Source organism: Pseudomonas poae, assembly GCF_001439785.1.
Lineage (GTDB): Bacteria > Pseudomonadota > Gammaproteobacteria > Pseudomonadales > Pseudomonadaceae > Aquipseudomonas > Aquipseudomonas poae.
Map to the genome: position 1 here is coordinate 25,043 of NZ_JYLI01000007.1, position 13,210 is coordinate 38,252.

The following is a 13,210-nucleotide window of genomic DNA, read 5'->3' on the forward strand; positions in this document are numbered from 1 at the left end:
CCGGAAAATACATTGGCACTCCGGTAGCGTTCGTTTTAGCTGTCATTTGAATGACATTACCGTTCTGCCAGCCATCCCTGTGGGCCAAGGACTTCATCAGCGTATGGCCAGCAGATACAGGTATTTTCTGGAGCGACCAACTGCCTCGAGGAGAACTCATAGGCATTGCGTTCCCACATTACCTTCTTCCGACCTACCCGGTGGATTTACAGGCGACTTCCTTCCGGAAGCAGGGCAAGCCCATTGAAGGCTGCAGTCCATAAGAACAAAGATGTCCGACCCCAACCCCTATTGTTTGCGTTCTATGAGCAGGCCAGCGTGGGCTGTGGTGGAGCGCGCAGTCTATGGACTTATCCAGCAGATGCACGCCTGGCTACCAATACTTTTGATTTCTGGTCGAACCAATAACGCAGCGCCGACCATGCAAATCTCGACATGCTCTTTTTCTCCGGTGCCCTTAGCCTCTGGGGCGTGTTTGTTGGCAAGGCTGATCTGCCCGGCAATCATGAGGGTGTCTATATTGTTGCTTTCGGCGGCGTTAACCACGGTTCCGAATGTATTATTCGAAGGGTACAGGTTTATGTCATGTGCGTTGGTCAGGATTAGATCGGCCTGTTTATCAGGAGTAAGGCTGCCGATTTTTGTCCTGCAGGCCAGCAAAGGTGGCACCATCCACCGTGGCAGCTTTCAGAAGGCTGTGGGCGGGCAGTGTCGCCTGATGATGTTCTGATCCGCAGCATAGCTGCTGGTGTGTGCCCATGACGCATTGCAAATAAAACGCCGCGCGCATCTGCATGAGCATGTCACCACTTGCCTTTTTCTCACGAGAGGAGCTGTTGGATCAGCAGTGCTCTTTGCTTGAGAGCGAATTGGCTCTGATGGGTGAAGAGCTGGCGGCTTCCCGTGAGAAGATCGCGACCCTGGTCGCTACTGCAGTAACCGATCAAAGAGTATTGTGTGGAAGTGATTATTGAAAACAGCCTTCGAGATGCTGACGGTATCTGATGATGTCCTTCTCGATCTGTGGATTTTTCTCCACGTCATTCGCGATGAAGGAAGGCAACGGTTCTAGTCCTAGAAATTGGTTGGCCTTGTGAAAGTGCAGATAGACGCCCTCTACCCCTACACCATTGAAAAACTGCTTCGAGTCGTCAAAGGCTTCCAGGGGGGCATTCCAGGTTAGGGACAACATATACTTTTTGCCCTGCAAAAGTCCGCCACTGCCGTATTTTTTCGACGAGTCGGTGCGTGATCGGCCATCGTTCGCGTACAAGACGCCATGACCGGCAGTGAACACTTCATCGATATAGCGCTTGATTGTCCATGGCTCCCCCATCCACCAGCCGGGCATTTGGTAAATGATGACATCACTGTTGGCGATTTTCTGTACTTCTTCGTCAACCGAGTACGCGTTGTCGACCACTGTGGTTGTTACATTATGACCGAGTGCGATCAAGTGTTCGGAGGCAAGCGAGGCGAACATGTTGTTGAGTTCGCCTTTCGATATGAGAAATTGCTTGGCGCCGTTGATAATTAATACGTTGCTCATGAGGTTCTACTTTTTGCTCTGAATAATGGTTTATAAATGCGTGCTCATGCGAGGCTTATAATTTCGGTTAGGCGGCTACTAACTGTTTCACGCAGCGTATTGTGTTTTATCGTGGCCGTCTGATCGATGCGGCCCGCATACTCTCAAGGCATCGCGCCCACGCGGTTAGCCATCTGTATGGCTAACCGTTCGCTGCCAGCACCGTTAGGCGAACGCATAACGTGGCCTCTGGCCTGCAATCGGATCAGTCGCGGCTGATCCATGTCGGTGATATGGTCGAGCCTTGGCCCGCTCCGTAAGCAAAGTAGATATTCAGACCGGCCACCGGCTCCAGATATCGAGCGTTTTTCAGAGATCCTGCATCGATAGGTTTGAAACCGATGCTTTCCACGATCTCGCGTACGGTACTCTTGGCTTGCTGGTCATCTCCCGCATAGAAAACCGGCACGATCTGATCGTTGGCAAAGCTTGCTCCCTGAGTCAGAACCTGTGCCAGAACTGTGTTGAATGCTTTGACGACGTGCGCGCTGGGGATCGCATTCGCGATCTGTTCCGCCGCAGAGGTGTCATGACCAATGGTCAATCCCATGTAGTCCGCAGTCAGCGGATTGGTGATGTCAATGACCAGACGACCGTCGAGCGATCCAAGCGTTTTCAGCGCAGTCTCCGCGTCGGCGTACCCTGTCGCGATAATGATCACTGATGCGTCCTGCGCAACGTCTGCAGCGGATACGACGCTGGCCCCTGGGTGAGCGCTTGCAAGTGCTTGAGCTTTGGCCGGATCACGGGATGTTACCTGGACGCGATGTCCGGCGGCGGTAAGTTGCTTGACCAGTCCTGCGCCCATGTTGCCGGCGCCAATGATGCTGATAATCATAGGTAATATCCTCGAGGCTCAGTGTTGTAGAGGTTTGGAAGTTCGCGGATTAAGGCAAATCCGCGGTTGAGGTTCACTGTATTGGGATTGACTTGGTAGATAAATAGGGATCCTATAAACAAATTGTTCAGGAAATCGAGACTGTGGATGTTTTACACGCCATGAGAACCTTCACCGCTGTCGTCGAGGCGGGAAGCTTTGTTGGGGCAATGAAATCTGTGAAGCTGTCGAAGCCTGCTGTGTCACGGCACATCGCAGAGCTTGAGCAGCACTTGGGATGTCGCTTGATTCAGCGCACCACTCGGCGCCTTTCCTTAACGCGGGAGGGGCAGTCTTACTTCCAGCGCTGCAAGGATATCTTGTCAGCAGTACGTGAAGCCGAGGCGGAAGTAGGGGCCACCACGCTTGAGGTGCAGGGCGAGCTTAGAATTGGTGCACCGCAGACTTTCGGTGCCTTGCATCTCTCTGCGCTGTGGGGGCGGTTTGCAGCCTTGCATCCGCAGGTGACTCTCGATCTGGTGTTATCGGATCGAATCGTCGATGTCGTCGAGGAAGGTTATGACTTGGCCGTGCGGATCGCACGGCTCCCTGATTCAAGCCTGATCAGCAGGCCGTTAGCCTATACGCGCATGGTGCTCTGTTCATCACCGGGGTATCTGGCAAGTCGCGATTTGCCTACACGGCCTGAGGATCTCCTGAAGCATGAGATTATTTCCTACAGCTACTGGTCGTCCGGTAATACCTGGCATTTCCAAGGGCCGACCGGTGAAGTGAGCGTAAACCTACACTCGCGCATTCAGGCTAACAATGGTGATACCTGCCGGGCCGTGGCGCTGGCCCATCAGGGTGTTGTATTGCTCCCAGACTTCCTGATCTACGACGACTTACGAACGGGCAGGCTGATAGAGCTGATGCCAGAGTTTCGGGCCTTGGAGCTGGGGGTCTTCGCGGTATACCCGACGCGTAAGCAGTTGCCTTTGAAAGTCCGCAAGCTGGTCGATTTCCTTGTGGAGGAATTCCGGATCCCTCCGTGGAGGGCAAGCCGCGACGAGGAGCACAAGGAGCAGTGAGGACAGTGGCGCTCACTCCGCGGTCACTGCCACTGTTTACCTCTGGTGTTATTGCGGGCGCGGGGTTGATTCTTCTCTACAACATCTTGGCCGCCCTACGGCTCTCCTTCAATCAGCCGAACATCCGTTCGATGATATTGTACTGCCGCTATTTATGGCGGTCGAACATCTCAGCGATGCCATTGCGTACGGCCTCGATGTTATCGTCCAGGGTTGGCCAGTTTTCAATCAGCGCCGACAAGCCAGGAGTTGTGGCTGTCATTTGCTTGGCTGCTCGTGACGAGCGCACATCACTGCCGTACTGCCTGATGCACCTCTGGCCTGCAGCTCAAACGACTGCGGGTAGCCTTTGATGAGGCCGCTTAGCTTTTTGTAGCCATGAGTGCGTGGGTCAAAATCCGGACGTAGGTTCGTAATATTCGCGCCCAGCGCGCCTAAATGTGAGCAGCCATCCTCGTCAGCAATGTCATACATGATATTGGCTATAAAGCCTGCTTTAGGCTTTTTGGAAGGCTCAGCGACTGCTGGGCCCCACATCAGAGGCGCAACGGAAGCCGCACTAGGCTCACCATTGGTAGTCGCAACGACATCTTCACGGAGTAACTCGATGTAAATGAATTGGTCGCATGCGGCCATCAATCTCGACGATGCAACGGTTGGACTCGCTCAGTGCCCATCTCACGATCATGTCCGCAGCGGCTCTGTAGTGTTCTGCCATGACCATGCGATGGCCATTCACAAATCAGCCGCGCTCCGCTAGCTCATTGGTCGCGTGAATAATGTCAAGGAAAAGGATTTGAGATAAAAACTATCAGGACACGAGCTCCTTTCAGTAGCGGGCTGGTGAAGGGAAGGGCGGACGGTAAAACTTTGCTTAGGGGAGCAGTTGTTGCCCTGCTTGATTGGTGAGCGCGCCTTCGTAGGGCGGAACAGGAAGACGTTGTCCAGCCAGCTTTCTTCGTCGGTGCCAAAAGGACGAAAGCCGCCAGCACTGAATTTTATGGCGGGGCGCGCCAGGTGTTGCTTGATTTCTGAAGTGTCTATGGAAATGGTGCGTTTCCTTTTTTGTCATCCGGCGTAATGAATCGCCCCGGGTTTCGTAGACACCTCCATGCCTTAAATGAGGCCAATCAGGAGGTGCCATGAGCAACCCGCGTTATCCCGAAGAATTCAAAATCCAAGCAGTCAATCAAGTGACCGAAAAGAAGCTGCCTGTCGCTGAGGTAGCGGCCCGTCTCGGCGTGTCGACGCATAGCCTCTCTGCTTGGATAAAGCGCTACAGCAAACCTCAAGAAGAACGGCAGCAGGAGATGATCAGCACGCTGAGCTACGTCGTCTGCGAGCGGAACTCAAGCGCGTCACTGAAGAGCGAGACATATTAAAAAGCCCGCCGCGTACTTTGCCAAGGAGTGCGGCTGAAGTACGCCTTTATCAAGCAGCGCGCGGGCGACTATTCGATTCGACGGCTTTGCCTGACGCTGAAAGTCCATCCCCGCGGTTATTACGCCTGGCTGTCTGAGCCGCAATCTGTACGCGCCAAAGACGACCAGCGACTGCTGGGTTTGATCAAGCATTCCTGGCTGGAGAGCGGCGGCGTTTATGGCTATCGCAAAATCCACGACGATCTGCGCGAGGTCGGTGAGGATTGTGGTCGTCATCGTGTGGCGAGGCTGATGCGTCTTGAAGGTCTACGTTCTCAGACAGGTTATCGACGCCCCCTGGAAAGTACGGCGGTAAGCCAGCGGTCGTCTCACCCAATTTGCTGAAGCGCCAGTTCGATGTCGTGGAACCCAACAAGGTTTGGGTAACCGACATCACGTACATTCGTACGTATGAAGGCTGGTTGTATTTGGCGGTGGTACTGGATCTGTTTTCTCGGCAGGTCGTTGGCTGGTCAATGAAGTCGCAGATGACCAGTGATTTGGCTATTGATGCGTTGTTGATGGCGGTTTGGAGGCGTAAACCGAAGCAAGAGGTGATGGTTCATTCCGACCAAGGCAGCCAGTACAGCAGCTCCGATTGGCGCAGCTTTTTGAAGGCAAACAATTTGGTTGCCAGCATGAGTCGCCGAGGCAACTGTCATGACAACGCCGTGGCCGAGAGCTTTTTCCAGCCTCTGAAACGGGAACGGATCAAGCGAAAAATCTACACCACGCGGGAAGATGCTCGGAGTGATGTGTTTGATTACATCGAGATGTTCTACAACGTAAAACGCCGCCATGGTTTCAACAATCAGCTGTCACCGGTAGAGTTTGAAAAGCGTTACGCAATGAGCTTGCAAGGTGTCTAGAGAATCCGGGGCGATTCACAGTGCGTCCTGACCCTAAGGAAGAGTCCAATATGACGAGCGCATCGCTAGCCGAAGATCACGCCCGTCATCCGCTCGGACTGCGCCCACAGCTTTGAGGCGACCGCAGCGTCCAAAGCCTTCGGTTCGATCTTCCCCGGTCCCGGAGATCCCTTTAGCTCCATCCACCCTTGAGGGCCGAAGAACTGCCCACCTTGGGCGGCTGGCAGCGTCGCCGCCATCAGTGTCGGTAGCGCGCCAGCAGCGGCTGGATGACTGATGAGATTACCCAACAATTTGTAAGCCCCCGTCATGAATACATTCGCCCCAACGCCCGGCCCATTGTCGACCAGTTCGGTCCGCGCGAACCCCGGGTGTGCCGCCACGCTTGTCAGGCCCCAGCCGTTTGCCTTGCTTCGACGATCCAACTCGACCGCAAACATCAACATCGCAAGCTTTGACTGTCCGTAGACCGGGAAAGGTTTGTATCCCCGTTCGTAGTTCAAATCATCAACATGAATTTTGCCTGAGCGATGCGCAATGCTGGAGAGTTGCACGACGCGAGCCTGCCCTGATCTCAGGAGCGGAAGCAATCTGCCTGTTAGCGCGAAATGGGACAGATAGTTAGTGCCCAATTGTAGCTCAAACCCGTCCGGGGTAACCTTGCGCTCTCTCGGGGCCATCAGCCCCGCGTTGTTGACCAGCATGTTGATGGGTCGACCCATGGCGAGCAGGCGATTGGCGAAGCTGGCCACCGAATCCAGGCTTGCAAGGTCCACGCATTCGAACCTGACCTTTGCGTCATTCTGACGCTTACGGATTGTGACCTCGGCTGCGTTGCCCTTGGCGCGATTGCGTCCCGCCAAGATGACCTCGGCGCCCGCGCCCGCTAATCCCAGCGCCGTCTCCAGACCCAGCCCACCCGTTGCTCCGGTGACTATGGCAAGCTTTCCGGATTGATCGGGAATATCATGAGACGACCAGGCTGCCATAGTTGCTACCTTCAAAACTAGTTACGAGATTGCAAAGATATTGCAACGAGTGTAAATATGCAAGAAGTGCAAGAGAACAAACTTCCGCCTCCCGCTGGTCTGCGTGAGCGCAAGCGCGCGGACACACATGCTCGCATCCAAGCCGAGGCCATGCGACTTTTCATCGAGCGCGGGTTTGAGGCTACGACCTTGGATGACGTCGCCGAGGCCGCGTTCCTCTCGCGCCGCACCCTGTTCCACTACTTCGAGTCGAAGGAGGAAATCGTTCTCTCCCACACGGCGGCGCTCCCGGATGCCATCGCTGAGGCCGTCGCTCACCTCCCGGCCGACGCGCCGCTGCTTGAGTTGGTGGAGGGCGCGCTGGTCGAAATGGTCACACGGTATCAAACTCCACAGTTGCGAGCGCTTGCTCGCCTGATACGAGATACGCCGACTCTAAGTGCAGGGGACCAGGCGAAGTATGACAAGGTTGAGCGGGCCTTGGCCAAGGCCCTGGCCAACCGTAAGGATGTGCCTGAAGACGACATTGCTTGTCGCGTGGCCGCCGCGACCGCCATCGGCATTCTCAAGCTCGCGGTCGAAGCATGGCTGAGCGGGCCAGATGCTGGACCTGGGCCATTCTGCGAAGCGGCGTTCGCTGCGCTAAAGAACGTCGTAACAAAAGCCTGACATTGGCTTCAGCCCTCCAAGTTCTGAAGTGCTCTGATGCGGATCCCACACTCGTCTGACGGGCTGGTTTTCCCGAATGCGACTCGCCATTGCGTGCATCGCCAGACTACTGAGCGCCGGATCGTCCGCGGAAAAGCTGCTGATCCCGCGCAGAGATGAAATCTCTGCGACCGAGCCGTCCAGATCGTGACCACCGGGAACTGTGCCAGCGCAGTCCGGCAAGAAGAAACCGGATCTTCGGCGGTAAGGTCCAGGGCATAACCAGCACTCGTCGCGATGCGCGTCGGCGTTGATCGATGCCTGCACGCCCAGCCATTCCGCAGCGTCGAGCGCGATCAGCGTGCAGGTGTCCGGCGCGAGGATGTCGGCACAGCGCGCGATCTGGGCTAATCCGGCGGGGATCATCATCGCTGGATAGGTCATGGTGCCGCCGGCCGCGGCGACATCAGCGGGCGGGAGCGGATAGCCGGTGGTCAGTTGCATCCGTTGCAGATTGGCGGGCCGGCTGAGCTTGACGCGAAGATTGCGCAGGTTCGCGCATCTCGCCCCAGCGCTTCCAGCGATTGTAGAGCGTCTTGTGCGGGCCATACTCCTTTGGCGCATCCCGCCATCGCAAACCGTTGCGATTGACGAAAACGATGCCGCTCAACACCCGCCGATCATCGACGCGGGGCTTGCCGTGGCTCTTAGGAAAGTACGGTTGCAGGCGCGACATCTGCTCGTTCGTCAGCCAGTAAAGGTCGCTCATTCTCAGTCTCCTTTCGGAGCTTGAATCAGATCGCGCCGCTCACATCAATGGGTCCTGACCCTAAGCAGGGATCGTTGATCCAAGGTGCAAAACGGTCGCGGGGCCTGCCCTGAAGGTAGGGCTGAATGCGTCAGCTGCAATCATATGAGCAGTAATATCATGAGCTTCTAGGGCTGATTTCGACGCCCATCTCTCAATCAAAACAAATTGGTCTTCATCGTCGGTGACCCTATGAAGGTCGTATTGCAGGCATCCATCTTCATTTCTGACAAGTGGGGCAAGCTTTTCAAATGCATCAATTTGCTCTTGTCCTCGCCCCGCCTGGGTAGAAATCAAAATTACGAGCTTCACTTCATTAAACATAAACATGCTCCATGCTGGTGTTCAGAAATTTGATTGCACGTTGCTGTAGACCACCAGTGTGATGGTCATGGCAGGAAAGCATGATTTTTCGTCATGCCGCAAGCTACAGTATTTATCCGCCCATAGTCGTGCCAAGGCGTGTTCGCCAGCCGCTTACCATTGATGCCATCAGTTTGATGAACGCTTGTCCGGCTGGCTACGAAAGAAGCTCAATCGCTTGGTTTGGAACCGCTCCAATTGCCTCTTGATACGCTGTGAAAACAAGTCCAGAATTAAGTCTTTTCCTGCCCTGGCAAGAAAATAAACCCCTTACATTTCAATGAGTAGGACACCAGATACGAGTCTCGTTTCCCGCTCCATATATCGATCTACAGAGTTCCATGGAAGTCTGTAAGTCATTGAAAATAGACGCTTCGCAGACTGTGTGAAAACGCACTGAAGGCCGGCCAAACAAACGCCACGACTTGTTCGGGGCGTTTTTTTTATGCCGGCGACAGCCGAAAAAAGGTCTTTTAGCCCATTAGCGCCATCAGTTGGCGGGCCCCGAGCACGTTAATCGCTCGTTTCAGGTTGTAGGCATTCACCGCCAAGGCCATTTCAGCTTTTGTCCCCTCAAGTTGTCGCAGCAAGAAACGACCATTACCCAATAGCCACTGTTTGAGGTTGCCGAAGGGGTGCTCAACGATGGATCTTCGGTTGGCCATCATCTCAGGATGCGCCTGCATCCTTTGCTCCATCCGCTCGAAAGTCTCTTCATGGGCATGTCGTGAGACATAACGGCGCTGGGCTCCAGTGCATTGCGCTTTCAGCTCGCAGTTGGCGCAGTCGTCGACGGCGGCCTGATAGATCCGATCACCTTTGTTGTGCTGCTTGAGCGTTAACCATTTGCCTGCCGGACACTGGTAACGATCGTGTTCGGCCTCGTAGGTAAAGTCTTTTCGCTCAAAGAGCTGTTCTTCCTGACAGCCAGAGTTTTTCGAACGATTGGGCGGTACATAGGCCGTAATCGAAGCATCCTCGCAGGCCTGAAATTGTTTCCCGTTGGAGTAACCGGCATCGGCAGTGACCGTCAGTTCATCTTGCTGTAACTCTGTTTTGGCGGCCTTAGCCATCGGCTCCAGCTGTTTTCGGTCACCGCCATCCTGGGTGACTTCATGATGCAAAATCAGGCAATGCTCGGCGTCTACGACGGTTTGCACGTTGTAGGCCACACGTGGCCCTTTGGCCGTGCGCATCATTCGGGCATCGCTTTCATGGGTGTTGAACTGCTCAATGCCCATCGAATTCATCAGCGCCTGGCAGCTCTGGTTATCCTGCTGTCGAGCCTCAAGCTGCGCCAGCGCTGATTTGATCGCACTACGATCAACCACCGCAGTGATTTCAGCCTTGTCGGCGGCGTCCAGCTCGGCCAGATACTGAGCGATGCGCTTATCCAGCTTTTCTTCCTGGCGCTTGAGCTGCTTCAAGTTCACATGACGCCGTGAAGAGGCGACCGCCTGAAACTTGCTGCCGTCGATGGCTACCAGTTCACCGGCGATCAAGCCTGCCGTGCGGCAGAACCGCACGAAAGCACGGCAGGTCGCGATGAAGGCGGATTTGTTGTTCTTGCGAAAATCGGCGATGGTTTTGAAATCGGGTTTCAGCCGGTTGATCAGCCACATCACTTCGATGTTGCGCTGGCATTCCGCTTCGAGACGGCGCGATGAGCGAATCCGCTGGAAATAGCCGTAGAGATAGAGTTTTAGCTGATCGGCAGGATCATAAGAGGGGCGACCGGTGCCTTTGGGCAACGCCTTATCGAAGCCCAACTGCACCAGATCCAGCTTGGCCACGTAGAGGTGTATGACTCGAACGAGGTGATCCTCGGGGATCAGTTCTTCCAGCGAGACCGGGAACAGGCTGGTTTGGCTGCGAGATTCGCCCTGGATGTACGCCATAACGAAAATGCTCCGTATCTTTCGATACGGAGCATTTTCTTTGAGCTCTGCGCAGATTGCTAGGTTTTCACACAGTCTGTTCGGCGTCTTTTTTCGTTTCAGTGCGATCCATCAGAATCTGCCTTAAGCCACGGTTTTTATGTACATCTTTGAGTACATAGAATCCGGGCAGCGAGTACAGCGGTTTTTGGGTGGAACGCCCCGGTCCTGCATCGATATACATCTCCTAGGCACTACGAGACGAGAGATGTACTCATGGCCTTGACCGATACCGCCGTTCGCCAGGCGAAACCTTCCGGTAAAAATCACACCCTTACGCCCATCGGTATCGCCGTTCGTGACGGGACTTTAGCGGGCTCTTGAGTTTTTGAGGATTTCTCTGACATTTATCATGGTTGCTTTATATTTTAATGGCGCGACATGAAAGCGGTCCTCCTTTGCCCCGAATTAGGGTCTGGGGGCCGTGTATGGAGACTATGTCCAACGCGCGCAGAAGCTGGCCGAGCTTCTAATTCGTTGTCCGCGTCATTCGGAAAATACACATTTTCATCGGTTGGCAAGAGTGCCACCGGTGAACAACGAAAAGCACAGTTTTCTTTGGTGTATGAGCAGTGATTGGCGCACTCCATTCATTCAGATCTTGGTCTGATTGGCTGGATACCTATCAATAGGCTGGTGATGAACGATCCATTTTTGTTGTCCGTGATCGAGCTGGAAAAAACCGCTTCACTTCGTGAGCGTATGCTGAAAGCCGGTTGTGTTTTTGAGTTTGTAGTATTCGAGCCCCTAGCTGAAGTAGTCGTTGATGAGCATCTACATCGACAAGCTCTGCTGGGTATGGGGCACTACTTTGGAGTTGCCTACAAAAATCCCGAGTTAGCTCGTAGTGGTGGCTATCTTCCCGGTGTGTACAACCCCGATCCGGAGTTAGACACGGACATAGAGCGGGCAGTCGCGACTCAGCTAAGTCCGGATGAAATTCTCAATCTGACGGTGGTGCAAGACTGTAAGCAAGGGCCGTTGGAACTGTATGAGGCTTTTTGTAATCCACCTCACAGAGCAAGATTCAAAGGCGGCGAGGCGGAATCGCAAAGCGTTTTTGGTGAGTGGCTGCAGTTGCTAGGTATCGAATTGCAAGATGATATCGTTGTGATCAACTGGGTGTCGAACTACGAAACGAAATGGATGACTTACGACGGTAATCCACCCGTCGAATTACCTTGGGATGATTACTTTTCGTTTGGTTTGGAGCGGTGGGGCATCTGGTGTTTGACAGTCTGGAATCCAAGAAAGCGCACCTTGAGTGTGTTGACCGCGAGTACGTCTGACTAGCGCTTGTTTGATGAGGCGGTGCATGACAGGTTTTTTGCAGCGGGACGGATTCGATGAACACGGGCTTTGTTATGTACCCACGATGAAATAATTTACCTATCCAAACCTGTAACAGTTCTTACCCGCAGATTTTGCCTCATACATCGCTATATCCGCTCTGGATAAAACCTGATCAACACTCTCCGGCCTTGAGCGGGTGCTTTGTGTAATGCCTATGCTGACACCGAGACCTTGATAGTGTGCGTTTCCCTCCGTGTAATCTGCGAAGGCCTTGATAATGCGCTCGGCAATCCGTGAAGCGGTTACATTGTCGGTGTCCGGCATCAACACGATGAATTCGTCGCCGCCTATTCGTGCTATTGCATCACTCTTGCGTATGATGCCGGCGATCATTGCGCAGAAGGAAACGAGTACGCCGTCGCCTGTGGCGTGCCCGTATGCGTCGTTGATTTTTTTGAACCCATCCAAATCCAGGTAAAGGACGGAAAAAACACTGTGCTTTATGGTTTTCGTGCTGAGTGAAGCTGTCAGCATATTCAACATGCCCAAGCGGTTCAGCACGCCCGTCAGATTATCGTGGGTGGCTGAATGTGTGCTCTGCACTTCAGCAATGTAGGCGCTGGTAAGGTTGGCATTAAGGTGGTTCAGCAGCACCCACAATCCCGTCAGGTACATGGGTGCCTGTAAAATCAGGACACGCAACAGGGGTTCCGGCTGGAACAATGTGGCCAATTTCATCGGAATGTCTGTGAGCAGGATCTGGCTGAATGCGTAGCGGGGAATGCCTTGGTTTCTCATGGCGATCGCCCCGTTCATGCTCACCGCCGAGGTGCATGCCAGGACTTGAAGGACCGGGTCCTGACTGATAATGCATCCCGCCGTGCCAATGCCTATTTCGGCGGCCCAGATCAAACCGAAGAGCAAAGACAGGTCCATTGCGTAGGGGAGCCTGGATGTGCCACTGGCCGTAAACCTTTGCAGCACAAACCAGCGAATGATCCAAATCACCATGTCGACGACCAACCAACTGATGAAAAACAACGTGGGGTGAAGTATGGCTGCAACGCTGCACACAAGCAGTGTGTTCATCCCCGCTGCGATCAGCGCGGCACGGGAGGTAAAGGGGTCTTTGAGTAGCTTTAAGCGGATCTCCTGATCCAGGCTTTCGTTGTCTTTCACAAACCAGCGGATAAACGGTGTACTGGGAAAAGAATGAAGATTAGCCATAGTGCCAGTCCGCCATAAAGCGATCATGAGTGATGGCCTTTTAGCACTATTCAGTGGTTTGTGGTAGGCGCTGTTACATGCCGCCCTCGGAAAATAAATACGGTCGGGGTGGATGCCGTAGTCATCGGACTAACCCGTGATTGATCTCAGCCCTGATTT

12 protein-coding genes and 4 pseudogenes are annotated in these 13,210 nt (G+C 54.1%); 6 read left to right on the forward strand and 10 right to left on the reverse strand.

Annotated elements, in window-relative coordinates:
• Nucleotides 1–243: 243 nt before the first annotated feature.
• Nucleotides 244–492 (forward strand): annotated as a pseudogene (locus TU75_RS28530) (hypothetical protein); the annotation flags it as partial.
• Between the two features lie 127 nt (nt 493–619).
• Here the strand turns inward: TU75_RS28530 and TU75_RS28010 are convergent.
• Nucleotides 620–802 carry a hypothetical protein gene (locus TU75_RS28010; protein WP_231981996.1) on the reverse strand — a complete coding sequence of 61 codons (183 nt, stop codon included), beginning with the start codon at nt 800–802 and terminating at the stop codon, nt 620–622.
• Between TU75_RS28010 and TU75_RS26415 the strand changes: the two genes are divergently transcribed.
• Nucleotides 795–974, forward strand: coding sequence for a hypothetical protein (locus tag TU75_RS26415; RefSeq protein WP_082630347.1), 180 nt, complete (start codon nt 795–797; stop codon nt 972–974). The genes TU75_RS28010 and TU75_RS26415 overlap by 8 nt on opposite strands.
• Here TU75_RS26415 and TU75_RS10215 read toward each other — a convergent pair.
• Nucleotides 968–1,549, reverse strand: coding sequence for an NAD(P)H-dependent oxidoreductase (locus tag TU75_RS10215; RefSeq protein ID WP_060548854.1), 582 nt, complete (start codon nt 1,547–1,549; stop codon nt 968–970). The genes TU75_RS26415 and TU75_RS10215 overlap by 7 nt on opposite strands.
• 244 nt (nt 1,550–1,793) lie before the next feature.
• Entirely contained in the window at nt 1,794–2,426 is a 633-nt protein-coding gene (locus tag TU75_RS10220; protein WP_060548855.1) for an NADPH-dependent F420 reductase, read from the reverse strand.
• Nucleotides 2,427–2,587: 161 nt separating this feature from the next.
• Between TU75_RS10220 and TU75_RS10225 the strand changes: the two genes are divergently transcribed.
• Nucleotides 2,588–3,496 carry a LysR family transcriptional regulator gene (locus TU75_RS10225; RefSeq protein WP_060548856.1) on the forward strand — a complete coding sequence of 303 codons (909 nt, stop codon included), beginning with the start codon at nt 2,588–2,590 and terminating at the stop codon, nt 3,494–3,496.
• 258 nt (nt 3,497–3,754) lie between these two features.
• On the opposite strand, the pseudogene TU75_RS10230 reads toward TU75_RS10225, so the two are convergent.
• Nucleotides 3,755–4,018 (reverse strand): annotated as a pseudogene (locus TU75_RS10230) (OST-HTH/LOTUS domain-containing protein); the annotation flags it as partial.
• Between the two features lie 620 nt (nt 4,019–4,638).
• On the opposite strand from TU75_RS10230, the pseudogene TU75_RS10240 reads away from it, so the two are divergent.
• Nucleotides 4,639–5,786, forward strand: a pseudogene (locus TU75_RS10240) (IS3 family transposase).
• A 65-nt stretch (nt 5,787–5,851) separates the two neighbouring features.
• Here the strand turns inward: TU75_RS10240 and TU75_RS10245 are convergent.
• Entirely contained in the window at nt 5,852–6,775 is a 924-nt protein-coding gene (locus TU75_RS10245) for an SDR family oxidoreductase (protein ID WP_060548857.1), read from the reverse strand.
• A 57-nt stretch (nt 6,776–6,832) separates the two neighbouring features.
• Here TU75_RS10245 and TU75_RS10250 point away from each other — a divergent pair, with 57 nt between their 5' ends.
• On the forward strand, nt 6,833–7,444 hold the full coding sequence (locus tag TU75_RS10250; RefSeq protein ID WP_069665447.1) for a TetR family transcriptional regulator: 612 nt from the start codon (nt 6,833–6,835) through the stop codon (nt 7,442–7,444).
• On the opposite strand, the gene TU75_RS27325 is transcribed toward TU75_RS10250, so the two are convergent.
• From TU75_RS27325 to TU75_RS10265, 4 genes and pseudogenes are all read right to left on the reverse strand, one after another.
• A complete protein-coding gene (locus TU75_RS27325; protein WP_141719185.1) occupies nt 7,418–7,927 on the reverse strand; it encodes a hypothetical protein in 510 nt (169 codons plus the stop codon). The genes TU75_RS10250 and TU75_RS27325 overlap by 27 nt on opposite strands.
• A 58-nt stretch (nt 7,928–7,985) precedes the next feature.
• Nucleotides 7,986–8,192, reverse strand: a pseudogene (locus TU75_RS10255) (transposase); the annotation flags it as partial.
• Nucleotides 8,193–8,252: 60 nt separating this feature from the next.
• Nucleotides 8,253–8,555, reverse strand: a complete 303-nt coding sequence (locus TU75_RS10260; protein ID WP_060548859.1) for a putative quinol monooxygenase — start codon at nt 8,553–8,555, stop codon at nt 8,253–8,255.
• Nucleotides 8,556–9,067: 512 nt separating this feature from the next.
• Nucleotides 9,068–10,492 carry an IS1182 family transposase gene (locus tag TU75_RS10265; RefSeq protein WP_060548860.1) on the reverse strand — a complete coding sequence of 475 codons (1,425 nt, stop codon included), beginning with the start codon at nt 10,490–10,492 and terminating at the stop codon, nt 9,068–9,070.
• Between the two features lie 615 nt (nt 10,493–11,107).
• Here TU75_RS10265 and TU75_RS10270 point away from each other — a divergent pair.
• Entirely contained in the window at nt 11,108–11,824 is a 717-nt protein-coding gene (locus TU75_RS10270) for a hypothetical protein (protein WP_231981994.1), read from the forward strand.
• 96 nt (nt 11,825–11,920) lie between these two features.
• On the opposite strand, the gene TU75_RS10275 is transcribed toward TU75_RS10270, so the two are convergent.
• On the reverse strand, nt 11,921–13,051 hold the full coding sequence (locus TU75_RS10275) for a GGDEF domain-containing protein (RefSeq protein ID WP_231981992.1): 1,131 nt from the start codon (nt 13,049–13,051) through the stop codon (nt 11,921–11,923).
• Nucleotides 13,052–13,210: the final 159 nt, after the last annotated feature.

Excerpts from the sequence above, each read along its gene's own strand:
- TU75_RS26415 (WP_082630347.1), top strand. The coding sequence starts at position 795 with ATGAGCATGTCACCACTTGCCTTTTTCTCACGAGAGGAGCTGTTGGAT.
- TU75_RS28010 (WP_231981996.1), bottom strand. The coding sequence starts at position 802 with ATGCTCATGCAGATGCGCGCGGCGTTTTATTTGCAATGCGTCATGGGC.
- TU75_RS10215 (WP_060548854.1), bottom strand. The coding sequence starts at position 1,549 with ATGAGCAACGTATTAATTATCAACGGCGCCAAGCAATTTCTCATATCG.
- TU75_RS10220 (WP_060548855.1), bottom strand. The coding sequence starts at position 2,426 with ATGATTATCAGCATCATTGGCGCCGGCAACATGGGCGCAGGACTGGTC.
- TU75_RS10225 (WP_060548856.1), top strand. The coding sequence starts at position 2,588 with ATGAGAACCTTCACCGCTGTCGTCGAGGCGGGAAGCTTTGTTGGGGCA.
- TU75_RS10245 (WP_060548857.1), bottom strand. The coding sequence starts at position 6,775 with ATGGCAGCCTGGTCGTCTCATGATATTCCCGATCAATCCGGAAAGCTT.
- TU75_RS10250 (WP_069665447.1), top strand. The coding sequence starts at position 6,833 with ATGCAAGAAGTGCAAGAGAACAAACTTCCGCCTCCCGCTGGTCTGCGT.
- TU75_RS27325 (WP_141719185.1), bottom strand. The coding sequence starts at position 7,927 with ATGCAACTGACCACCGGCTATCCGCTCCCGCCCGCTGATGTCGCCGCG.
- TU75_RS10260 (WP_060548859.1), bottom strand. The coding sequence starts at position 8,555 with ATGTTTAATGAAGTGAAGCTCGTAATTTTGATTTCTACCCAGGCGGGG.
- TU75_RS10265 (WP_060548860.1), bottom strand. The coding sequence starts at position 10,492 with ATGGCGTACATCCAGGGCGAATCTCGCAGCCAAACCAGCCTGTTCCCG.
- TU75_RS10275 (WP_231981992.1), bottom strand. The coding sequence starts at position 13,051 with ATGGCTAATCTTCATTCTTTTCCCAGTACACCGTTTATCCGCTGGTTT.